This is a genomic window from Streptomyces sp. NPDC056486 (assembly GCF_042795295.1).
In the GTDB taxonomy this organism is placed as follows: domain Bacteria; phylum Actinomycetota; class Actinomycetes; order Streptomycetales; family Streptomycetaceae; genus Streptomyces.
The window spans coordinates 36,991-59,446 of record NZ_JBHTSF010000023.1 but is presented as its reverse complement, the minus strand read 5'-3'; the positions used below and the strand labels follow the sequence as shown (position 1 = coordinate 59,446).

At 70.5% G+C, this 22,456-nt stretch carries 17 protein-coding genes and 1 pseudogene; 9 read left to right on the top strand and 9 right to left on the bottom strand.

Annotated elements, in window-relative coordinates:
• The first annotated feature begins 58 nt into the window (after positions 1-58).
• The 4 genes from ACFQ7F_RS12675 to ACFQ7F_RS12660 all read left to right on the top strand — a co-directional run bounded on the left by ACFQ7F_RS12675 (position 59) and on the right by ACFQ7F_RS12660 (position 5,868).
• A complete protein-coding gene (locus tag ACFQ7F_RS12675) occupies positions 59-691 on the top strand; it encodes a TetR family transcriptional regulator (RefSeq protein ID WP_383269713.1) in 633 nt (210 codons plus the stop codon).
• A 128-nt stretch (positions 692-819) separates the two neighbouring features.
• Positions 820-3,060: a molybdopterin-dependent oxidoreductase gene (locus ACFQ7F_RS12670; RefSeq protein WP_383269711.1), complete on the top strand. Its 2,241-nt coding sequence runs from the start codon at positions 820-822 to the stop codon at positions 3,058-3,060.
• Positions 3,061-3,181: 121 nt separating this feature from the next.
• Positions 3,182-4,627 carry a CitMHS family transporter gene (locus tag ACFQ7F_RS12665; RefSeq protein WP_383269710.1) on the top strand — a complete coding sequence of 482 codons (1,446 nt, stop codon included), beginning with the start codon at positions 3,182-3,184 and terminating at the stop codon, positions 4,625-4,627.
• Entirely contained in the window at positions 4,627-5,868 is a 1,242-nt protein-coding gene (locus ACFQ7F_RS12660; protein ID WP_383269708.1) for an MFS transporter, read from the top strand. The genes ACFQ7F_RS12665 and ACFQ7F_RS12660 overlap by 1 nt, the downstream gene beginning before the upstream one ends.
• A gap of 6 nt (positions 5,869-5,874) precedes the next feature.
• Here the strand turns inward: ACFQ7F_RS12660 and ACFQ7F_RS12655 are convergent, their stop codons facing one another.
• The 5 genes from ACFQ7F_RS12655 to ACFQ7F_RS12635 all read right to left on the bottom strand — a co-directional run bounded on the left by ACFQ7F_RS12655 (position 5,875) and on the right by ACFQ7F_RS12635 (position 12,393).
• On the bottom strand, positions 5,875-8,109 hold the full coding sequence (locus tag ACFQ7F_RS12655) for a glycoside hydrolase family 3 N-terminal domain-containing protein (RefSeq protein WP_383269706.1): 2,235 nt from the start codon (positions 8,107-8,109) through the stop codon (positions 5,875-5,877).
• 13 nt (positions 8,110-8,122) lie between these two features.
• A complete protein-coding gene (locus tag ACFQ7F_RS12650; protein ID WP_383269704.1) occupies positions 8,123-9,010 on the bottom strand; it encodes a carbohydrate ABC transporter permease in 888 nt (295 codons plus the stop codon).
• Complete coding sequence (locus tag ACFQ7F_RS12645; RefSeq protein ID WP_383269702.1) at positions 9,007-9,909, bottom strand: carbohydrate ABC transporter permease; 903 nt, start codon at positions 9,907-9,909, stop codon at positions 9,007-9,009. The genes ACFQ7F_RS12650 and ACFQ7F_RS12645 overlap by 4 nt, the downstream gene beginning before the upstream one ends.
• Complete coding sequence (locus ACFQ7F_RS12640) at positions 9,906-11,252, bottom strand: ABC transporter substrate-binding protein (protein ID WP_383269700.1); 1,347 nt, start codon at positions 11,250-11,252, stop codon at positions 9,906-9,908. The genes ACFQ7F_RS12645 and ACFQ7F_RS12640 overlap by 4 nt, the downstream gene beginning before the upstream one ends.
• A gap of 127 nt (positions 11,253-11,379) precedes the next feature.
• Positions 11,380-12,393, bottom strand: a complete 1,014-nt coding sequence (locus ACFQ7F_RS12635; protein ID WP_383269698.1) for a LacI family DNA-binding transcriptional regulator — start codon at positions 12,391-12,393, stop codon at positions 11,380-11,382.
• A gap of 390 nt (positions 12,394-12,783) precedes the next feature.
• Here ACFQ7F_RS12635 and ACFQ7F_RS12630 point away from each other — a divergent pair.
• Positions 12,784-12,915 (top strand): annotated as a pseudogene (locus tag ACFQ7F_RS12630) (endo-1,4-beta-xylanase); the annotation flags it as partial.
• Positions 12,916-13,025: 110 nt separating this feature from the next.
• Here ACFQ7F_RS12630 and ACFQ7F_RS12625 read toward each other — a convergent pair.
• Positions 13,026-14,240: a S8 family peptidase gene (locus ACFQ7F_RS12625; protein WP_383269696.1), complete on the bottom strand. Its 1,215-nt coding sequence runs from the start codon at positions 14,238-14,240 to the stop codon at positions 13,026-13,028.
• Between the two features lie 365 nt (positions 14,241-14,605).
• Here ACFQ7F_RS12625 and ACFQ7F_RS12620 point away from each other — a divergent pair, with 365 nt between their 5' ends.
• From ACFQ7F_RS12620 to ACFQ7F_RS12610, 3 genes are all read left to right on the top strand, one after another.
• Complete coding sequence (locus ACFQ7F_RS12620) at positions 14,606-15,994, top strand: aldehyde dehydrogenase family protein (RefSeq protein WP_383269695.1); 1,389 nt, start codon at positions 14,606-14,608, stop codon at positions 15,992-15,994.
• A 71-nt stretch (positions 15,995-16,065) separates the two neighbouring features.
• Entirely contained in the window at positions 16,066-17,148 is a 1,083-nt protein-coding gene (locus ACFQ7F_RS12615) for a Zn-dependent alcohol dehydrogenase (protein ID WP_383269693.1), read from the top strand.
• 219 nt (positions 17,149-17,367) lie between these two features.
• Complete coding sequence (locus ACFQ7F_RS12610; RefSeq protein ID WP_383269691.1) at positions 17,368-18,732, top strand: MFS transporter; 1,365 nt, start codon at positions 17,368-17,370, stop codon at positions 18,730-18,732.
• On the opposite strand, the gene ACFQ7F_RS12605 is transcribed toward ACFQ7F_RS12610, so the two are convergent.
• Genes ACFQ7F_RS12605 through ACFQ7F_RS12595 form a run of 3 tightly spaced genes read right to left on the bottom strand, consistent with a single transcriptional unit; the run spans position 18,698 to position 21,212 of the window.
• The gene (locus ACFQ7F_RS12605; RefSeq protein ID WP_383269690.1) at positions 18,698-19,744 is read right to left on the bottom strand and encodes an urea transporter; all 1,047 of its coding nucleotides are present in this window, start codon (positions 19,742-19,744) and stop codon (positions 18,698-18,700) included. The genes ACFQ7F_RS12610 and ACFQ7F_RS12605 overlap by 35 nt on opposite strands.
• A gap of 60 nt (positions 19,745-19,804) precedes the next feature.
• Positions 19,805-20,509, bottom strand: coding sequence for an ArsR/SmtB family transcription factor (locus tag ACFQ7F_RS12600; RefSeq protein ID WP_383269688.1), 705 nt, complete (start codon positions 20,507-20,509; stop codon positions 19,805-19,807).
• Between the two features lie 43 nt (positions 20,510-20,552).
• Positions 20,553-21,212 carry a TetR/AcrR family transcriptional regulator gene (locus ACFQ7F_RS12595; protein ID WP_383269686.1) on the bottom strand — a complete coding sequence of 220 codons (660 nt, stop codon included), beginning with the start codon at positions 21,210-21,212 and terminating at the stop codon, positions 20,553-20,555.
• 87 nt (positions 21,213-21,299) lie between these two features.
• Between ACFQ7F_RS12595 and ACFQ7F_RS12590 the strand changes: the two genes are divergently transcribed.
• Positions 21,300-22,451 carry an acyl-CoA dehydrogenase family protein gene (locus ACFQ7F_RS12590; protein WP_383269684.1) on the top strand — a complete coding sequence of 384 codons (1,152 nt, stop codon included), beginning with the start codon at positions 21,300-21,302 and terminating at the stop codon, positions 22,449-22,451.
• Positions 22,452-22,456 lie beyond the last annotated feature (5 nt).

The following is a 22,456-nucleotide window of genomic DNA, read 5'->3' as shown; positions in this document are numbered from 1 at the left end:
CACGTTTTCCTTCCGCAAGGGGATCCATGGATGTGAACAATGCTCTACTCTCCCGGGGATGCCCCACCGTGATCAGCGCAAGCCCTCGCCGCCCCCGAAAACCCTGCGCCGCGTGCCCGTGCAGGAGCGCAGCGCCGAGCGTCTGACCCGCATCCTCGACGCCTGTGCCGACCTCCTGGACGAGGTCGGCTACGAAGAACTGAGCACCCGCGCCGTCGCCACCCGCGCGGGTGTACCGATCGGCTCGGTCTACCGCTTCTTCGGCAACAAGAGGGCCATGGCCGACGCCCTGGCCCATCGCAACCTCGACGCGTACGGAGAGCGCGTGGCGGCGCGCATGGCCGGGGTGGAGCGCGGCGACTGGCGCGGCGCCGTCGACGCGGCCTTCGACGAGTACCTCGCCATGAAGCGCACCGTCCCCGGCTTCGGCCTGGTCGACTTCGGCATCCCCTCGGCCCCGGGCGCGATGCCGGACGCCAACTCGGACGTCGCCGAGCGGGTGGCGGGACTGCTGGCCGCCCATCTCGACCGGCCGCTGGACAAGAAGCTGAGTCGTACCGTGCTGGTCGGCGTCGAAGCGGTGGACGCGGTCCTGCAACTCGCCTTCCGCGTGCATCCGTCGGGCGATCCTGCCCTGATCGACGAGACACGGACCCTGCTGCACTCCTACTTCGCGGGTTCGCTGGACTGAACTTCGCTGGACTGAACTTCGCTGGACTGAACCCGACCCCCGCAGGGTCCTGACGGCATGCATACCGGTCGGTATGGTGAGAGCGCACGTGCGCCGTAGCCGCCGCTCTGGACCCCGGAGGGTTCTCCATGCCCAGCACCGCCCTGCGTATCTGCCCCCTCTGCGAAGCCACCTGCGGGCTCACGCTCACCGTCGAAGGCGGCCGGGTGACCGGCGCGCGCGGCGACCGGGACGATGTGTTCAGCCACGGCTTCATCTGCCCCAAGGGCGCCTCTTTCGGAGAAGCCGACTCCGATCCCGATCGTCTGGAGGGGCCGCTCGTACGCAAGGACGGCGTACTCCAGGAGGCGAGCTGGGACGAGGCCTTCGACGCCGTCGCCGCAGGGCTGCGCCCCTTGATCGAGCGGTACGGGCCGCAAGCGGTCGGCGTGGTGCTCGGCAACCCGAACGTGCACACCATGGCGGGCGGCCTCTACCCGCCCGTGCTCCTCAACTCCCTCGGTACCCGCAACATCTTCACCGCGAGCACCGTCGACCAGATGCCCAAGCACGTCTCCAGCGGGCTCCTCTTCGGCGACGCCTTCGCCATCCCCGTGCCCGACCTGGACCGCACCGACCATCTGCTCCTGCTCGGCGCCAACCCCCTGGACTCCAACGGGAGCCTGTGCACCGCCCCCGACTTCCCGGGCAAGCTGAAGGCGCTGCGTGCGCGGGGCGGCACGCTCACCGTCGTCGACCCGCGCCGCACCCGCACCGCGAAGCTCGCCGACCGCCACCTCGCCATCCGGCCCGGCGCGGACGCCCTGCTGCTCGCGGCCATGGTCCAGGTCCTCTTCGAGGAGAAGCTCACCGACCTCGGCGCGCTCGATGAGCAGGTGGAGGGCGTCGACGACGTACGGGAGGCCGTACGTCACTTCACCCCCGACGCCGTGACAGCGGCCTGCGACGTGCCCGCCGACACCATCCGCGCCCTCGCCCGCGACCTCGCTGCCGCGCCCACCGCCGTCGTCTACGCCCGCGTCGGCGCGAGCACCGTCGCCTACGGCACGCTCACCAACTGGCTGGTCGACGTGCTGAACGTCCTCACCGGCAACCTCGACCGGCCGGGCGGCGCCCTGTTCCCGCTCTCGGCGACCGACCGCGAGCCCCGCCCGGCAGGCCCGGGCAAGGGCTTCGCCCTCGGCCGCTGGCACAGCCGCGTGAGCCGACACCCCGAGGCCAAGGGAGAACTGCCGATCGCCGCGCTCGCCGAGGAGATCGACACCCCCGGCGACGAAGCGATCCGCGCCGTCGTGGCCGTCGCGGCCAACCCGGTCCTCTCCGCGCCGGACGGCGACCGCCTCGACAAGGCCCTGGCCTCGCTCGACTTCATGGTGAGCGTCGACCCGTATCTCAACGAGACCTCCCGCCACGCCCACGTGGTCCTGCCGCCGCCCCCGCCGTCCCAGAGCGCCCACTTCGACTTCGCCTTCAACGGATTCGCCGTACGCAACCAGGTCCGCCACACCCGCGCCGCACTGCCCCTTCTCGACGGCAGGATGGCCGAGACGGAGATCCTCGCCCGGCTCGTGCTCGCCGCGAGCGGAATGCACGGCGCCGACCCGGCCGCCGTCGACGCGATGGTCGTCGAGCGGACCCTCGGCAAGGCCGTCACCGAGCCGCACTCGGCCGTGCACGGCCGAGACCCCAAGGAACTCGCCGCTCTGCTCACCGGCGGGAGCGGCCCCGAGCGACGGCTCGACCTGATGCTGCGCCTGGGCCCCTACGGCGACGGATTCGGCGCACGCGAGGACGGCCTCACCCTGGAGCGGCTCCTTGCCCACCCGCACGGCATCGACCTCGGGCCGCTGAAATCCCGCCTCCCGCAAGTCCTCAAAACGCGCAGCGGACGCGTGGAACTCCTCCCGGGGCCGATCGCGGACGACCTGCCGCGCCTCACGAGCGCGCTGCACGCCACCCCGGACGAGCTCGTCCTCGTAGGACGCCGCCACCTGCGCTCCAACAACAGCTGGATGCACAACGTCCGCACCCTCACCGGCGGCTCCAACCGCTGCACCCTGCACGTCCACCCCGAGGACGCGGCCCGCATCGGCCTGGAGAACGGCGCTCACGCGCGCGTGGACGCCGCCGGCGGCTCGCTCACCGTCCCCGTGGAGGTGACCGACACCGTGCGCCCCGGAGTGGTCAGCCTGCCGCACGGCTGGGGCCACGACCGCCCCGGCACACGCCTGGCCGTCGCGGCCGAGAACCCCGGGGTCAATGTGAACCAGCTTCTGGACGGCACGCTCCTCGATCCGCTCTCCGGTACGTCCGTGCTCAACGGCTTCCCGGTGTCCCTGACCGCCCTCGTTCCGTCAGCAACTCGTTGACCTGGAGTTTTGCGCTTATTGCTCGCACGTCAACATCTTGTTAACGCTGGAGGACGGGTCCTAACGTCAACCGGACCGCCAGACCTGGTGGGAGTTCGATGGTGAACGTTAGGTAGCCCCCATGCTGACAATCCTCGGATTCGTCATGATCGCCACCTTCCTGGTGCTGATCATGATGAAGAAGATGTCGCCGATCGCGGCACTGGTCCTGATCCCCGCACTCTTCTGCGTATTCGTAGGAAAGGGAGCCCAACTCGGGGACTACGTCCTCGAAGGCGTCGGCAATCTGGCGCCCACGGCGGCCATGCTCATGTTCGCCATCGTGTACTTCGGCGTCATGATCGACGTCGGCCTCTTCGACCCGATCGTCCGGGGCATCCTGCGCTTCTGCAAGGCGGACCCGGTCCGCATCGTGGTGGGCACCGCGCTGCTCGCCGCCATCGTCTCGCTCGACGGCGACGGCTCGACGACCTTCATGATCACGGTCTCGGCGATGTATCCGCTCTACAAACGCCTCAAGATGAGCCTCGTCGTCATGACGGGTGTCGCGGCCACCGCCAACGGCGTCATGAACACCCTGCCCTGGGGCGGCCCGACGGCCCGCGCCGCGACCGCGCTCAAGGTCGACGCGGCCGATATCTTCGTCCCCATGATCCCGGCGCTCGCCATGGGCCTCGTGGCGGTCTTCCTGCTCTCCTACGCACTGGGTCTGCGGGAGCGCAAGCGGCTCGGCATGCTCTCCCTGGACGAGGTCCTGGAGAAGGAGACGGCGGGCGAGACGGTTCTGGTGGGTGCGGGTGGCTCCGCCGACGCCGGCGGTCGTATGTCGCTCACCAAGACCACCGGGGGAGCGGGAGCGGGTTCCGGCACGGACGCTTCCGGCGCCTCCGGCTCCGGTGACGCCGATGCCGATGACGACGACGGCTTCCAGGGGCTCGACCCCAACCGCTCCACCCTGCGCCCCAAGCTCTACTGGTTCAACGCCGGTCTCACCGTGGTCCTGCTCACCGCCATGATCATGGAGTTGCTGCCGATCCCGGTCCTCTTCCTGCTCGGCGCCGCGCTCGCCCTGACGGTCAACTTCCCGCACATGCCCGACCAGAAGGCCCGCATCGGCGCCCACGCGGAGAACGTCCTCAACGTCACCGGCATGGTCTTCGCCGCCGCCGTCTTCACCGGCGTCCTCCAGGGCACCGGCATGGTCGACAGCATGGCCAAGTGGCTCGTCGACGCGATCCCGGAGGGCATGGGCCCGCAGATGGGCCTCGTGACCGGGCTCCTGTCGCTGCCCCTCACCTACTTCATGTCGAACGACGGCTTCTACTTCGGCGTCCTGCCGGTCCTCGCCGAGGCGGGCCAGGCGCACGGCGTCGGCACCCTCGAGATCGCCCGCGCCTCGATCGCCGGTCAGGCCCTGCACATGTCGAGCCCGCTGGTGCCCGCCGTGTACGTCCTCGTGGGCATGGCCAAGGTCGAGTTCGGCGACCACACCAAGTTCACCGTCAAATGGGCCGTCCTCACCTCGCTCGTGGTGCTCGGCTCCGGAATCCTCTTCGGCATCATCTGATGCCATCGACACCGGGCCGGGCCTGGTTGCTGCGCCTCGTCATCGCCTTCAGCTTCGCGCAGGGGGCGGTGTCGATGGCGCGTCCGGCCGTCTCCTACCGGGCCCTCTCGCTGGGCGCCGACGAGCGGGCGATCGGCGTCATCGCGGGTGTGTACGCCCTGCTCCCGCTCTTCGCGGCCGTGCCGCTCGGGCGCAGGACGGACCACGGGCGGTGCGCGCCGCTCCTCCCGATCGGCGTCGTCCTGATCTCCGGAGGGTGCGCCCTCAGCGGTACGGCGGGGTCGCTCGGCGCGCTCGCCGCCTGGAGCGGTGTGATGGGCCTGGGCCACCTCTGCTTCGTGATCGGCGCCCAGTCCATCGTCGCGCGGCAGTCCGCCCCCCACGAACAGGACCGCAACTTCGGGCACTTCACGATCGGCGCCTCGCTCGGGCAGCTGGTCGGGCCGATCGCCGCGGGCTTTCTCATCGGCGCGGACATGGGCCGCACGAGCGCGTTCGCCCTGCTCGTCTCGGGGGCGGTCGCTGCCGTCTCGCTCACCTCGCTGTGGCGTATCGAGCACGTCCGTCCTGCCGGTGCCTCGTCCAAGCGGGGGGACAAGGTCCCGGTGCTCGGCATCCTGCGCACCCGGGGCGTCCCCGCGGGGATCTTCATCAGCCTCGCGGTGCTCTCCGCGACGGACATCCTCACCGCCTATCTGCCGGTGGTCGGTGAGCACCGGGGCATCGCGCCCGCGACGGTGGGTGTGCTGCTCTCGCTGCGGGCCGCCGCGACGATCGCCTGCCGTCTTGTGATGACGCCGCTGATCAATCTGCTCGGCCGTACGGTGCTGATCGTCGTGACGTGTCTGCTGGCCGCGGTGTTGTGTGCGGGGGTTGCGTTGCCGGTGCCTGTTTGGGGGCTGGGGGTGATGCTTGTTCTGTTGGGGTTCTGCCTGGGGGTCGGGCAGCCGCTGTCGATGACTACGGTTGTGCAGGCTGCTCCGGATGGGGCCCGGTCCACGGCTCTCGCGCTGCGGCTCACCGGGAACCGCCTGGGGCAGGTTGCTGCCCCAGCCGGGGCGGGGCTGATCGCGGGGGTTGCGGGGGTTGCGGCGCCGTTCGTGATGCTGGGTGGGCTGCTGTTGGTGGCGGCCGGGTTGGGGCTGAGGCGTAACCCGGCGGGGCCTTCCCCAACCCCGCCCCTTCCCGAAACTGGGGGCTCTGCCCCCAGACCCCCGCTCCTCAAACGCCGGAGGGGCTGACCCCCCTTACTTCACCCGCATCTCGCACCTCATACGCCGCTCGCGGCCCATCCTGCGCTCAGGTCCCGTCAGATTCAGCCTCACCCGGTGGTGGACCGTAGCGCTGGACGCGGCGAGGCGGAGTTCGAGCGCGCCCGGGTCGACAACCCGGTGGCCCTGGGGGCCCGTGTAAGACGCCAGGTCCGCATGGAACGTGGCGTGGATCTCCGCGGACTCGCCGGGGAGCAGCGGCACACGCGCGTAGCCGACCAGGCGGGCCACGGGGAGCGCCACCCGGCCCACGGGGTCGTGGAGGTAGAGCTGGACGACCTCCGTGCCGGGGCGGTCACCGGTGTTGGTGACCGTGACGCGCAGGGTCGTCTCGCCGTCCGTGGGCAGTTCTACGGGGGTTTCGGCGGGGGCAGGGGACACGTCCCAGGCGAACGTCGTGTACGAGAGGCCGTGCCCGAACGGGAACAGGGGCGTCGGATCGAGGTTGCTCGCCTCGCCGCGGTGGCCGAGCGGGGGAGCCAGATACGTCCAGGGCTGGCCCGTCGGCTCGCGGGGCACGCCGACCGGGAGCCGCCCCGACGGGTTGACCCGGCCCGAAAGGACGCCCGCGACCGCGCCGCCGCCCTCCTCGCCGGGGAAGAACGCCTGCACCACCCCGGCAAGGCGGTCCGCCCAGCGTCCGAGCGCGTAGGGGCGGCCGGAGAGGAGTACCAGCACCGTGGGGGTGCCTGAGGCGAGAACCGTGTCGATGAAGTCGCCTTGGCCGTCCGGGAGTTCCAGGTCGGCCGCGTCGCATCCCTCGCCCGACGTGCCCCGCCCGAAGAGCCCGGAGCGGTCCCCGACCACGGCCACGCACACCTCCGCGTCGGCCGGGTCCTCGACGAACGTGGCCCCCGGGAACTCCGCCCGCAGCGCCTGGAGCAGCGTCGGCACGGCGACACCCATCGGCAACTGCGGGTGCTCGACGCCCACATGGCGCGGAAAGGTGTAGCAGCCGAGCATCGCCGCCGGGTCGTCGGCGAGCGGACCCACCACGGCGATCCGCGTGTTGTGTGCCAGAGGGAGCACCCTGTCCGCGTTGGCGAGCAGGACCACCGACTCCTCGGCCAACTCGCGTGCCAGCGCCCGCATGTGGGGCGGGTCGAGGTCCACGGACGACGGTGTGGGTGGAGTCGGCGTCCAGTCGGGGTCGAGGAGGCCGAGCTCGCACTTCTGCGTCAGTACACGCAGCGCCGCCCGGTCCACCACGTCCTGCGGTGCGTCGCCCGCCCCGAAGCACCGCACCGCCGGGAGCTCGATGTCCACGCCCGCCGAGAGGGCAAGGGCCGCCGCCCCGGCCCTGGAGTCCGTGACCCCGTGTGCCGACTCCAGGAACGACACCCCGAAGTAGTCGGAGACGACCGTCCCCGTGAATCCCCAGTCCTCCCGGAGGAGTTGGGTGAGCAGTGCCCGGTGGGCGTGGGCGGGGAGGCCGTCCAGGTCGTTGTACGCGGGCATGACCGAGCGGGCGCCTCCGTCCCGTACCGCCATCTCGAAGGGAGGCAGGATGACGTCCGCCAGCTCGCGCGGGCCGATGGACACAGGGGCGTGGTTGCGGGCCCCGCGCGAGGCCGAGTATCCGGCGAAGTGCTTGAGCGTGGCGATGATCCCCGCCGACTGCAGGCCCTGGACGTAGGCCGTGCCGACGGTCGCCACCAGGTAGGGGTCCTCGCCGATGGACTCCTCCGTGCGGCCCCAGCGTGGGTCGCGTACGACGTCCAGGACCGGGGCGAGCCCCTGGTGGACGCCGACCGCGCGCATCGACGTACCGATGGACTCGGCCATCCTGCCCACAAGGTCGGGGTCGAAGGACGCGCCCCAGGCGAGCGGTGTGGGGAAGACGGCCGCCTGCCAGGCGGTGAAACCGGTGAGGCACTCCTCGTGCGCGACGGCGGGCAGGGCGAAGCGGTTCGCGGCGCGGACGCGTTCCTGGAGGGCGGCGAGCCGGGCCGCGCCCTCGGCGGGCTCCACCGGTGCCGTACCGAAGGGGCGTGTCACCTGGCCGAGTCCGTGGGGGAGCAGCTCCTCCAGGTCGACGCGTTCCGCGACCTCGTGCTGGAGCGGCGCCACATCGCCGCTCTCCTCCTGGGCGTCCGAGCCCGGCCAGACGCTGTAGAGCTGGGCGAGCTTCTCCTGTGCGGTCATCCGGGCGAGCAGGTCCGCGGCCCGCGCGGACGCGGGCAGCGTGGTGTCCTGCCAGGGGTGGACCATGGAACTCCTCAAGTCAGCGGCCGCCCGCGCCCATCAGACCGTCGACCAGCTGACGGCGGGCGAAGAGATACACGGCGAAGATGGGCACGATGGAAAGGACCACGGCGGCGAGCAGCGCGGGGACGTCGACGCGGAACTCGCCCACGTAGTCGTAGAGGCCGAGGGTGAGCACCCGGGACTCGGGGGACTGGGTGAGGATCAGCGGGAAGAGGAAGCCGTTCCAGGCCTGCAGAGCGGTGTACACGGCGGCCGTGGAGATGCCTGTGCGCGACATCGGTACGACCAGGCGCAGCAGGATGCGGACCGGGCCCGCGCCGTCGAGGGCCATCGACTCGTACAGCTCCTCGTCGATGTCCCGCATCGAACCGGCGAGGATCAGCACGCTCACGGGCAGCGCGAACGCGGCCGTCGGAAGGATCACCGCGAGCAGCGAGTCGTACAGCTCCAACTTCGTGATCAGCAGGAAGACCGGGATGATCACCGCCTGGGCGGGGATCGCGAGTCCGAGCAGGAACATCTGGAACATGCGCTGGGCACCCCGGCCCCGCGCACGCACCACCGCGTAGCCGACGCACACCCCGAGCACCAGGACGATGGCGACACAGGCGACCGTCACCACCGCCGTGTTGAGGAGATAGGTGAAGAAACTGCTGTCCAGGACACGGCGGTAGTTGTCGAGGGTCGGCTCGGTGGGGACGGAGAGCGGGCCCCGGTCGAAATAGGCGTCGCGCGACTGGAGGGTCGTGGTCAGCAGGACGTACAGCGGCAGCGCGATGATCACCAGCCAGAGGAGCGAGGCGGCTCCGGCGGGGAGGTTGGGGCGCCCGCGCCGTCGGCGGGAACCGTGCGCAGGCCGTGCGGGGCGGCTGCGGGTGTCCGGGCGTTCCAGGGTCCTTGTCACAGGCCCTCCCGGGTCGAGCGCATCGCCGCGAAGCCGGTGAGTCGTACGAGAAGGAGCGAGATGCCCGTCGCGACCACGACGAGCGCTGTGGCGATCGCGCTCGCGTAGCCCATGTCGCGGGAGACGAAGCCGGTCTCGTACATCCAGTAGGGGACGATCGTGGTGTCCGTGCCCGGTCCGCCCTCGGTGAGGATCAGCACGGTGTCGAAGAACGTCAGCGCGCCGACCACCATCAGGACGGTCGATGTGATGACGGTGTTGCGCAGCTGCGGCAGCGTGATGTGGAAGAACTGCCGGACCGTGCCCGCCCCGTCGATCGACGCCGCGTCGTAGAGGGAGCGCGGGATCTGCCGGGCGCCGCCCTGGTAGAGCAGCGTGTGGAACGGGATGAACTGCCAGGCCGCCACGAAGATCACCGCACCGAACGCGCCGCGCGAGGAGCCGAGCACGTCGCCGTCCGCGAAGCCGATCCACGGGCCGATGTCGGCTATCAGACCGAAGTTGGGGTCGAGGAGCGTCTTCCACAGCAGCGCGAGCGCCACGGACGAGGCGAGCAGCGGCAGGAAGAAGATGGCGCTCAGGACGGCGCGGTTCTTCTGCCTGCCGGCCGCCCAGACACCGAGCAGCAGCGCGATCGGCGTCTGGACGAGCCAGGTCAGCGCGGTGAGCAGCAGGCTCAGGACCACCGCGCCCCGCATCGTGGAGTCCTGCCACAAGCGGCTCCAGTTGCCCGTGCCGCTGAAGGAAGGAAGGCCGCCGAGACCGTCCCACTCGGTGAAGGAGAGATAGCCGACGAGGAGGAGCGGGCCGAGCGCGAAGCAGAGGAAGAACAGGGCGCCGGGCGCCGCCCACAGGAGGCCGGGGCGGCCCACCCGGCTGCGAACGGGGGACGGGCTCACTTCACTCCCCGCATCGCGTCGGCGAAGCCCTTCGGGCTCAGATCGCCGTTGAAGAGCTTCTGCAGATTGTTGGTGAGCGGCGATGTGAACCTGGCGGGCAGCGCCTGGTCCCAGGAGAGCGTGAAGGACGGGGCCTCGCTCACCATGTCGTACTGGTACGTGGCGTACTCGGGATTCTCGTGCGCGCTGAGCTGCGCCTTCGCGTCCGAGGTCGCCGGTACGTCTCCGTTGGCGACGAGGTCCTTGGCGTAACTCTGCTGGGACGCGAACTTCAGGAACTTCACGGCGGCGTCCCGGCGTTCGCCCTTCTTCACCCGGGTGGCGTTGACCGACCAGTAGTTGGTGGGGTTGCCGACGACGTCCTTCGGGTCGCCCTTGCCGCCGGGCACCGCGGGGAACGAGGTCCAGCCGAGGCCCGACTTGGCGAACTCCTTCTGGTTGGCCTTCTGGTTGGCGTACTCCCAGCTGCCCATCAGGTGCATGGCGGCCTTGCCGCGGGCGAAGAGGGTGGAGGCGCCGTCCGCCGTGTAGTTGACGGACTTGTAGTTCTTGCCGAAGGCTCCGCGGTCGACCAGATCACGGATCGTCTCGCCCGCCTTGATCATGGCGGGGTCGTTCCAGGCGGACTTGTCGCCGTCCACGATCTTCTGGAAGACCTCGGGACCGCCGAACCGGTCGAGGAGGTACTCAAGCCACATCAGTTCGGTCCACGGATCGGCGCCCGCGAGCGCGAACGGCGTGACGTCCTTCTCCTTGAAGGTGTCGATCAGGTCGAGCATGTCGTCCCAGGACGCCGGGGGTTCGGCGCCCGCCTCGCGGAAGACCTTCTTGTTGTAGAAGAGGATCACCGGCTGCATGCCGCGCATCGGAACGCCGTAGTACGTCCCGTCGATGCGGCCCGCGTCGAGGATCGAGGGGATGAACGCCTTCTTCAGCGCCGGGTCCTTCTTCATGTACGGGCCGAGGTCGACCAGCATGTCCTTGGCGGCGAAGTCGCTGATGGAGCCGCCGCCCCAGTTGAAGAAGATGTCGGGGGCGTTGGCGGTGCCCATCGAGGTGCGCATCTTGTCCTGGTAGCCCTCGCCGGGGATCTCGACGAGCTTGACCTTGACGTCCGAGGTCTTGTTGAAGCGGTCCACGACTTTGCGCTGTACGGCGGCCGACGGGTCGCCGTAGACCCAGGCCTCGAGCGCGGCACCGCCGCCGCCCGCGCTGTCCTGCGGCCCGCCGCTGCCACCACAGGCGGAAAGGCCGGTGGCGGCGAGCGTCAGGGCCGCGGTGGCCAGGGCCGTACGGATGCGTCGGCGCAGTCGGAGCGGTCGGCGCAGGGGAGGGGTAGGCATCGCAGCGCACCTTCCGGAAGAGTTCCGAAAATTATCGGTCGATGCGCACGGAAGTTACGGGCGGCGTCCGGACGTGTCAACGCTCCTGACAGGAACGGGAGTTCGGAAGCTTTGTATGAAGGAGGATTCAGGCGGGCGGTGCCGTGCTGGCCCGCACCACCAGCTCCGTGGCCAGCTCGATCCGGGGCGACGCGGGCTCCTCGCCGAGCGCGAGCCGCAGCACCGTGCGGGCCGCCAGCTTCCCCATGTCGGACAGGGGCTGGCGCACGGTCGTCAGCGGCGGCGCCGACCAGCTGACCTCCGGAAGATCGTCGAAGCCCACCACGCTGAGGTCCTCGGGAACGCGCAGGCCGCGTCGCCGCAGGGCCTCGATCGCGCCGAGGGCCATCTGGTCACTGGCGGCGAAGAGCGCGGTCGGCGGCTCGGCGAGGGCAAGGAGTTCGCCCGCTCCGGCGAACCCGGACGCGTGGTAGAAGTCGCCCGGCACGATCAGCGCGTCGTCGACGGGTACGCCCGCGCTCTCCAGCGCCGCACGGTAGCCGTCGAGCCTGGCCCGTGAGCACAGGAGCCTCGGGGGGCCCGCGATGAAGCCGATCCTGCGGTGGCCCAGGGAGAGCAGATGTTCCGTCGCCGCCATGCCGCCCGCCCAGTTGGTGGCGCCCACGGTCGGTGCGTCGAGGGAGGGTGATCCTGCCGGGTCGATCACGACGAGCGGCACGCCGAGCCGCCGCAGCTCGTCGTGGAGCATCGGTTCCAGGACGGAGGTCACCAGGATCACGCCGTCCGACGCTCGGGCCCGCAGGTTCTTCATCCACTGGCGGGCCGAGCCGGAGGCGCCGTGGATCGCGGAGACGACCGTGCCCGCGCCCGCAGCGTGCGCCACTTCCTCCACACCACGGATGATCTCCACGGCCCAGGGGCTGTCGAGGTCGTTGAAGACCAGGTCGACGAGGGCGGCGCGGCTTCCCGGTGCGGTCGCCCGCCGCTCGTAGCCGTGCTCCCGCAGCAGGTCCTCGATGCGCGCGCGGGTTTCCTCCGAGACGTCGGACCGGCCGTTGACCACCCGCGACACCGTCGGCACGGAGACGCCCGCCTGCCGGGCTATCTCCGTGATGGTCACCTTGCTCCTTGACCGGCTCACTTCCCCACCTCCATTGACGAGTCCCCGTCACGCCCTTACCGTTCCGGACGCATTCTCGAAACTTTGCAGAAGTCTTCCGGAACACCGGAGTTGACGTGAAGCCTAGAGGAGAGGGACATCCATGAAGTTACAGAACTTACGCAGGGCCGCGTGCGGACTGCCGGTCGTTGCGGCTCGTTGCGGCGCTGATCCTTTCGGCCGCAGGCACGGCGCGGGAGGCACGGCCACCGCCGACCGGTTCGACTCCATCACCCCGGCAACGAGATGAAGCGGGAGTCGGTCGAACCGCAGCGCGGCACGTACAACTAGCCGTTCAACGAGGACGGGTCCCGCGGGCAGTCGATCTTCCAGACCAAACTCGGGGACTCCTGCATCGCCGAACGGTGCGCCGAGCGGTTCGCCGATCTGGGCGTCGACGTCGCCGTCACCGAGCTCGACATCCGTATGGAGGTCCCGGCCACCGACGCGAAACTCGCACGGCAGAAGGCCGACTACAAGACGGTCACCGGCGCCTGCCTCGCGGAGGCGCCGGGCTGGTCACGCCGCCGCTGAACGAGCCGACGAGCGGATGTTCCCCGGAGGCGCCGGCTGCCTCCGGGGAACGGGGTACTACAGGACGTGCCTACGGGCTGCTACTGGACGATCTTGAGCAGCTTGTTCGGCGAACCGGTGCCCGGGCTCGTCACCTTGCCCGACGTGGCTCCGTTCACCAGCGCCGTGGAGACCTGCGCAGGCGTGGCCGAGGTGTGGCCCGCCAGGTAGACCGCCGCCGCACCCGCCACATGCGGAGTGGCCATCGACGTACCGGAGATGGTGTTCGTGGCGGAGTCGCTGGTGTTCCAGCCCGCCGTGATCGAGACACCCGGCGCGAATATGTCGAGGACCGAGCCGTAGTTGGACCAGCTGGCCTTGGCGTCCGTGTTGCTGGTGGCGCCCACTGTGATGGCCGCGGGGACCCGCGCCGGGGACGACGAGGAGGCGTTGACGCCCTCGTTGCCCGCGGCGACCGCGTAGCTGACGCCGTCGGCGATGGAGTTCTTCACCGCGTTGTCGAGCGTGGTGGAGGCGCCGCCGCCGAGCGACATGTTGGCCACGGCGGGGGCGCCCGCCGTGTGGTTGCTCGTCACCCAGTCGATGCCCGCGATGACACCGGCGGTCGTGCCGGAGCCATTGTTGTCGAGCACGCGGACGGCCACGATCTTGGCCTTCTTGGCGACGCCGTAGGTCTTGCCCGCGATGGTCGTGGCCACGTGTGTGCCGTGGCCGTTGCCGTCCTGGGCGGTGTTGTCGCCGTCCACGGCGTCGTAGCCGTTCACCGCGCGCCCGCTGATCTCGGAGTGCGTGATGCGCACGCCGGTGTCGATCACGTACGCGGTGACACCCGAGCCCGCGGTGTCCGGGTAGGTGTAGGTGCCGGACAGCGGCAGGCTCGTCTGGTCGATGCGGTCCAGACCCCAGGGGGCGTTGGTCTGGGTCGCGTCGGCCTGGACCCGCTGGTTCTGCTCGACCGAGGCGACGGCGGGGTCGGCGGCGAGCTGTCTCGCCTCCGCCGCGCTCAGGTCGACGGTGTAGCCGTTGAGCGCGGACTTGAAGGTCTTCTTCACCGATCCGCCGTACTCGGATATCAGACCCTTGCCCTGGGTCGAGGCGGCACTGAAGCCCGAGTTCTTCTTCAGGGTGACGATGTAGCTGCCCTTGACGGCGTCGGCCGAACCGGCGCCGATCACGGTGCCCTCGGCGGGGGCGGCCTGGGCCGGAAGGGCGGTGACCGCACCGAACAGAGTGGCGGCGGTCGCGGTCGAGATCGCCGCGGCGATCACAGTCTTCTTGCTGCGCAGCATTGCCATTACGAGGGAGTCCTCCTCATAGGCGGCGCGCGCCCTGGGTCGGGCGGCGCAACTGTGGGGGCGTGTGCGTGATCGCACACACAGCCGGGAGTGGTGCGTTCCGCTCCCGGCGCGAACAGCAGAATGTCGGCTCTACGGGCGTAGATCAAGGGAGTTGGCGTCATGACATGTGTCTGTCACGTGCATGAAATGGAACTTCCAAAGAACCCGCAGGGGGTATGTGTCGAGCCGGGGCGAATGTCCCCGCGTCCTGCGCCTCTGGTGGAGAAAAACTATCAGCGCTAGTTTGGGGTGCGGACGGGGTGTGGACGGCTGGGCGGGGACGACTGCCTGCGGCCACCTGAGACGACGACTTGAGGAGTGCGATGAAGGCCCACGACGGCATGTACATCGGCGGCGCCTGGCGGCCCGCCGTCGGCACGGACACGATCACGGTCCTGAACCCGGCCGACGAGCAGCCGATCGGCCAGGTCCCCGCCGGTACGGCGCAGGACATCGACGCGGCGGTCGGGGCCGCCCGCGAGGCCTTCCCCATCTGGGCCGCGACCCCGCCCGCCGAGCGGGCCGCGCTCATCGGGGCGCTCCGTGACCAGCTGGTCGCCCGCAAGGACGAGATCGCCGAGACGGTGACGGCGGAGCTCGGCTCCCCGCTCCAGTTCTCGCAGATGGTGCACGCGGGCGTACCGATCCTGGTCTCCGGGTCCTACGCCGAACTCGCAGCGACGTACGCCTTCGAGGAGAAGATCGGCAACTCCACGGTCTACCTGGAGCCGGTCGGTGTCGTCGGCGCGATCACGCCCTGGAACTACCCCCTCCACCAGATCGTCAACAAGGTGGCCCCCGCGCTCGCCGCGGGCTGCACGGTCGTCCTGAAGCCCGCCGAGGACACCCCGCTCACCGCCCAGCTCTTCGCCGAGGCCGTGCACGATGCGGGCATCCCCGCCGGTGTCTTCAACCTGGTCACCGGGCTCGGTCCGGTCGCAGGGCAGGCGCTCGCCGAGCACGAGGGCGTCGACCTGGTCTCCTTCACCGGTTCGACGGCGGTCGGCAAGCAGATCGGCGCGACCGCGGGCGCGGCCGTCAAGCGCGTCGCCCTTGAGCTCGGCGGCAAGTCCGCCAACGTCATCCTGCCGAGCGCCGATCTGACCAAGGCGGTCAAGGCCGGTGTCGCCAACGTCATGTCCAACTCGGGCCAGACGTGCAGCGCGTGGACCCGCATGCTGGTGGACTCCGCGCGGTACGACGAGGCGGTCTCGCTCGCGGCGGAGGCGGCCGCCAAGTACGGCGCCCGCATCGGCCCCGTCGTCAACGCCAAGCAGCACGCGCGGGTGCGGGGTTACATCGACAAGGGGGTCGAGGAGGGCGCGCGTGTCGTGGCGGGCGGCTCCGAAGTGCCGCGCGAGCAGGGCTACTTCGTCCAGCCGACGGTCTTCGCCGACGTCACCCCCGACATGACGATCGCCCAGGAGGAGATCTTCGGCCCGGTCGTCTCGATCATCAGGTACGAGGACGAGGACGAGGCCCTGCGGATCGCGAACGGCACCGTGTACGGGCTCGCGGGCGCGGTCTGGGCGGCCGACGACGCGGAGGCGATCGCGTTCGCCCGCCGCATGGACACGGGACAGGTCGACATCAACGGCGGCAGCTTCAACCCCTCCGCCCCGTTCGGCGGCTACAAGCAGTCGGGCGTGGGCCGGGAGCTGGGCCCGCACGGGCTCGCGGAGTACCTCCAGACGAAGTCCCTCCAGTTCTGAACCCTCCCGCCTCCCGCCCCCGCCTCCTCCCACCTGCCTTCTGATGTCAGCCCTCTAAGGAGTACGTCACCGTGGTCCGCGCCGCTGTTCTGCCCGCCGTCGGCTCTCCCCTGGAGATCACCGAGATCGATCTGCCCGAGCCGGGCCCGGGCCAGGTGCGGGTGCGCCTCGCCGCCGCCGGGGTCTGCCACTCCGACCTGTCCCTGACCAACGGCACGATGCGGGTGCCCGTGCCCGCCGTGCTCGGGCACGAGGGTGCGGGCACGGTGGTGTCCGTGGGCGAGGGGATCACGCACGTCGCGCCGGGCGACGAGGTGGTCCTCAACTGGGCTCCGTCCTGCGGAAGGTGCCACGCCTGCTCGCTCGGCGAGGTGTGGCTGTGTGTGAACGCCCTGGCCGGCGCCGCCGATGTGTACGCCCACCGCGCCTCGGACGGCGCCGACCTCCACCCCGGCCTGAACGTCGCCGCGTTCGCCGAGGAGACGGTGGTGGCGGGCAACTGCGTACTGCCGTCCCCGGCCGGTGTCCCGCTGACGGACGCGGCGCTTTTGGGCTGTGCCGTGCTCACCGGGTACGGCGCCGTGCACCACTCCGCGAAGGTCCGCGAGGGCGAGACGGTGGCGGTCTTCGGGGTCGGGGGAGTGGGCCTCGCGACGCTCCAGGCGGCCCGTATTGCCGGGGCCTCGCAGATCATCGCCGTCGATGTGTCCCCGGAGAAGGAGGAGTTGGCGCGGTCGTCCGGTGCGACGGAGTACGTCGTCGCCTCGGAGAAGACCGCGAAGGACATCCGCAAGCTGACGGGCGGTCAGGGCGTGGATGTCGCGGTGGAGTGCGTCGGGCGTGCGGTGACGATCCGTGCGGCCTGGGAGTCCACGCGGCGCGGCGGGCGCACGACGGTGGTCGGCATCGGCGGCAAGGACCAGCAGGTCGCCTTCAACGCCCTGGAGATCTTCCACTGGGGCCGGACGCTCTCGGGGTGCGTGTACGGGAACTCCGACCCGGCGGTGGACCTGCCGGTCCTTGCGGACCACATCCGTGCCGGGCGCTTCGACCTGAGCGGCCTGGTGACCGACCGGATCGCGCTGGACGGGATCCCTGCGGCCTTCGAGAACATGGTCGCGGGGAAGGGGGGTCGGGCGTTGGTGGTGTTCTAGGCAGTTTCAGCCCGTCCGGCGTTCGAGGACGAACTCGGCGAAGCCGGTGATCGACGGTAAGCATCGGTCCCGGCGGAGCCGGGGGGCGGGAAGGGGCGGGGCTGGGGAAAAGAACCCCCTGCTCGAACCGTTGACCACATACCCACCGGTCGGTACGGTCCCTGCAATCACACGCCCACCCCCTGTCCCGTCCCCGGACCCACCGGAGTGTGCACCCGCATGGACCCCGCACCGTCCGCCCCCTCAGCGGCCCCCCACCCCGAATCCGCTCGGCCCACGAGCCAGGCGGATCCCCACCGCCGCAAGGTGGCGACCGCCGCCGCCCTCGCCTCGGCCGTCGAGTGGTACGACTACTTCGTCTTCGGCATCGCCGCCGCCCTCGTCCTCGGCGATCTCTACTTCCCCTCCGGCAGCTCCTCCGCAGGAGTCCTCGCCGCGTTCGCCACCTTCGCCGTCGGCTTCCTGGCCCGCCCCATCGGCGGCATCATCGCGGGCCACCTCGGCGACAAGCGTGGCCGCAAACCCATGCTGGTCCTCGCGCTGACCCTGATGGGCATCTCCACCACGGGCATCGGCCTGCTCCCCACGTACGACACGGTCGGCATCGCCGCGCCGATCCTGCTCGTCACCCTCCGCGTGTTCCAGGGCATCGCGGTCGGCGCGCAGTGGGGCGGCGCGATGCTGATGGCCACCGAGTACGCCCCCGAGGGCAAGCGCGGTCTCTACGGCAGCCTGGTCCAACTGGGCGTCCCCATCGGCGTGGTGACCGCCAACACGGTCTTCCTGATCGCCGGCGCCGTCACCAGCGAGAGCACCTTCGAGGCGTGGGGATGGAGGGTGCCCTTCATGGTCGGGCTCCTCGTGCTCGTGCTCGCCTGGTACATCCACACGCGCGTGGAGGAGACACCGGAATTCCGCGAGGCGGAGCGTGCGCTCGCCGAGAAGGAGAAGAGCCAGAAGGGCGCCGACGGCGAAGGGGGCAACTCGCCCCTGCGCACCATCCTCCGCCACCACCTCGGCACCGTCTTCCTGGCGGGCGGCTCCTTCGCGGTAAATACAGCCACATTTTATATAATCATCACGGGTGTCCTCGACTACACCACCCGCGAACTCGACATGAAACGCAGCGCGGTCCTCACCGTCTCGCTCTGCGTCAGCCTCACCCAACTCGCCCTGATCCCGGCGTCCGCCGCCCTCTCCGACCGCATCGGACGGCTGCGGATCTACGCTCTGGGCGCCGCGGGACTCGCGGTCTGGGCCGTGCCGATGTTCCTGCTCATCGACACCGGTTCGCTGCTGTGGCTGGCCGTCGGCACCTTCGTCACCAGCTGTTTCCTCAGCATCATGTACGGGCCGCAGGCCGCGCTCTTCGCGGAGTTGTTCACGGCCGAGATGCGCTACACGGGAGCATCGCTCGGCTACCAGATCGCGGCCGTGTTCGGCGGCGGGCTCGCGCCGTTCGTGATGGTGCTGCTCCTGGAGGCGACGGGCACATCGATGGCCGTCGCCGCGTACATCATCGGCCTCGCCGTGATCGCCCTGATCTCCATCAAGGTGCTTGCGGGGCGGGCGAGTTCCCGCTGACGCCCCCGTCCGCCAAGGACAGCTCCGGCGCCGTCGCATCGTACGGCGCCGGAGTCGTCGTACGCAGCCGGGAGAAGGACTTGGCCGCGGCCAGGAACGCGAGCGTCGTCAGGACGAACGGCCAGGTGAACGTGTGCCCGCCGGACGGCGCGAGGAGCGCCGATATCGCCGAGCTGACGGCGGTCGCCGTGGCGGCGCCCGCGATCGCGTACGCGAGCGTCGCACCCCGCGCCGGAAGGAAGACGCCGCACAGCGCGAGCGCGACGAGCACGGAGTTGTATCCCATCGTGCCGTCCGCGATCTGCGCGGCCGGCGCCCCGAGCGCCCACGCCGAGCCGATCCCGACCGCGCTGCCCAGGCACGCCACGGCCCCCGCGCGACGGCTCGCGACGAAGAGGCCGACGAGCAGCACCGCCCCGACGTACCACTGCGGCATGAAGAAGATCTGGGCGAAGTCGGCGAAGAACGCCTTTGCCAGGTCGGCGGGTTGGAGCGAGGTCGGGCCCGTCGCCGCGCGCGTCAGCGCGGCCAGGGCGTCCCCGTGGTGCCAGACCCGCTCGAAGCCGGGCGCCGCGATCGTCATCGCGCTCGCGAGCAGGCAGTACGGCAGGGTGAGCGAAGGCAGATCCCAGGCCGCGAGGACGTTGACCGCCGCCGCCGTCACGACCGTGACCACCACACAGCCCGCGAGGGCGAGCGCTGCCGTGGACAGGTGCCCGGCGCCGAGGAACACGGCGAAACACAGGGCGGTCAGACAGGCGTTGAAGCCTTCGAGCCCGGTCGAGACGCGGTCGTGAGCCGCCCCGAGCAGCCGCGCGGTGGCCGTGCCGACGGCCGTTCCCGCCAGGCCGTAGAGGCCGTACTCCCAGCCCGCGGCGAAGAGCGCCACGCAGAAGAGGGCGCCCGCCGCCGTGCTCGGCAGGAAGGTGACCTGCGCCTGGCCGCGCAGGACGTGGGTGGCGAAGGACAGGGTTCCAAGTGACTGGCTCTTGGCATCCGTTGAGTGCCGCACGGCTCACTCCCGTGTTACGTCCATGTTTCGCCCGACAAGACAGATGCACCTTACATCTACTTATCGGGGTGCGGCGATACCGAGGTGCGTCCGAAGTGCCCTGGCCCCCGCCGGTGTCACCTTGACCGCCCGCTGCGAACCGATCCGCACGCACCACCCGGTGTCCAGCGCGTGGCGGCACAGTGCCGCGCCCGCGACTCCGGCCAGATGCGGCCTGCGCTCCGTCCAGTCGAGGCAGGCGCGGGCCAGTGGACGCCTGCCGGTGCGCTCAAGGCCGATGCCCAACTCCCCGAACCAGCCGATCCCCTCGTCGGTCAGAGCGAACCCCGCGTCCTGCCGCAGCAGTCCGCGCTCCGTCATCGCCCGGGTGATCGTGATCCCCAAGTGGCCCGCCAGGTGGTCGTAACAGGTGCGCCCCCGCGCCATCGCCCCGCTCGCGCCCGCCTCCCGCAGGGTGCGCGGCGGCCGGAGCGCGGCCCCGCCAGGACGTACGTACGAGGTCAGGTCCTCGATCAGTTGCGCCACCCGCGCGTCGGCGATGCGGACATAGCGGTGGCGACCCTGCCGCTCCTCGGCGAGCAGCCCGCCCGCGACCAGCTTCCCGAGGTGCTCGCTCAGTGTGGACGCGGCGACCCCCGCGTGCCGCGCAAGCTCGCCCGCGGTCCAGGCCCTGCCGTCGAGCAGCGCGAGCAGGCAGGCGGCGCGCGTCTCGTCGGCGATGAGCCCGGTGAGCGCGGCAAGGCGTGGGGTTGCGGGGTCCGTCATGGCCCAAGGATGCGCCGGGAACCGTTCGGTGTGCGCCGAACGGTCATCCGGTGGGCGCCGCCACCTGCGTGTACTGGAGCGCGAGGCCGTCGAGCAGCGCCCGAAGGCCCGTCTCGAACGCCCGCTCGTCGATCTCCTGCTGGCGATCGGCCAGGAGATGGGCCTGACCCAGGTGGGGATAGTCGGCCGGGTCGTAAGCGGCCTCGTCGTCCACGAAGCCGCCGGCGAAGGAGCCGAGCGCCGAGCCCATGATGAAGTACCGCATCAGGGCGCCGATCGACGTGGCCTGCGCGGCGGGCCAGCCCGCGTCGACCATCGCGCCGAACACCGCGTCCGCGAGCCGCAGTCCTGCCGGGCGGCGGCCGGGTCCCGATGCGAGCACCGGAACGATGTTGGGGTGCAGGGTGAGCGCCGCGCGATAGGAGACGGCCCAGTCGTGCAGCGCCGTGCGCCAGTCGCGGACGTCGGCGGCCTCGAACATCGACAGGTCGACCTGTGCGCTCACCGAGTCGGCGACCGCCTCCAGGATCTCGTCCTTTGTGCGGAAGTGGTTGTAGAGCGAGGGCCCGCTGACCCCGAGCTCGGCGGCGAGGCGGCGCGTCGAGACGGCGGTGAGGCCCTCGGCGTCCACGAGCGCGCGCGCCGTCTCGACGATGCGATCTCTGCTGAGGAGGGGCTTGCGCGGTCGGGCCATGCGGCACATAGTAGGGCTGCCGCCAGAAACTAGCAGTGCTAATTTAAGTCTGACCCACATCTGGTCCCAAGAGTCGATCCGAAGAGGTGCCCCGCGATGAATCTGGAGCTCAGCGAGGAGCAGTCCGCCGTACGGCAGCTGGCCAAGGACTTCGTGGCCCGCGAGATCGCCCCGCACGTCATCGAGTGGGACCGCGCCGAGAGCGTGGACCGGTCCATCGTGAAGAAGCTCGGCGAGGTCGGCTTCCTCGGGCTCACCATCGACGAGGAGTACGGCGGCTCGGGCGGCGACCATCTCGCCTACTGCCTGGTGACCGAGGAGCTGGGGCGCGGCGACTCGTCCGTGCGCGGCATCGTGTCGGTGTCGCTGGGGCTCGTGGCCAAGACCATCGCGTACTGGGGGAGCGAGGAGCAGAAGCGGCAGTGGCTGCCGGGGCTCACCTCGGGTGAGTACGTCGGCTGCTTCGGGCTCACCGAGCCGGGCACCGGATCCGACGCGGGGAACCTCTCGACGAAGGCTGTGCGCGACGGCGACTCCTACGTCATCAACGGCTCCAAGATGTTCATCACGAACGGCAGCTGGGCCGATGTCGTGCTGCTCTTCGCGCGGACGAACGACGCCCCCGGGCACAAGGGCGTCTCGGCCTTCCTCGTTCCGACCGACACTCCCGGCCTGAGCCGGCGCACCATCCACGGCAAGCTCGGCCTGCGCGGCCAGGCCACCGCCGAGCTGGTTCTCGAAGACGTCCGGGTCCCGGCGTCGGCCATGATGGCGCCCGAGGGCAAGGGCTTCTCGGTGGCCATGTCGGCGCTCGCCAAGGGGCGGATGTCGGTCGCCGCCGGGTGCGTGGGCATCGCCCAGGCCGCCCTCGACGCGGCGGTGACGTACGCGAGTGAGCGCGAGCAGTTCGGCAAGTCCATCGCGGGGCACCAGCTGGTGCAGGAGCTGATCAGCGACATCGCGGTGGACGTGGACGCCGCGCGCCTGCTGACCTGGCGGGTCGCCGACCTCATCGACCGCGGGCAGCCCTTCACCACGGAGTCCTCCAAGGCGAAGCTGTTCGCCTCCGAGGCCGCGGTGCGCGCCGCCAACAACGCGCTCCAGGTCTTCGGCGGCTACGGCTACATCGACGAGTACCCGGCGGGCAAGCTGCTGCGCGACGCCCGCGTGATGACGCTCTATGAAGGCACGAGCCAGATCCAGAAGCTGGTCATCGGGCGCGCGCTGACCGGGGTCTCCGCGTTCTGAACGCG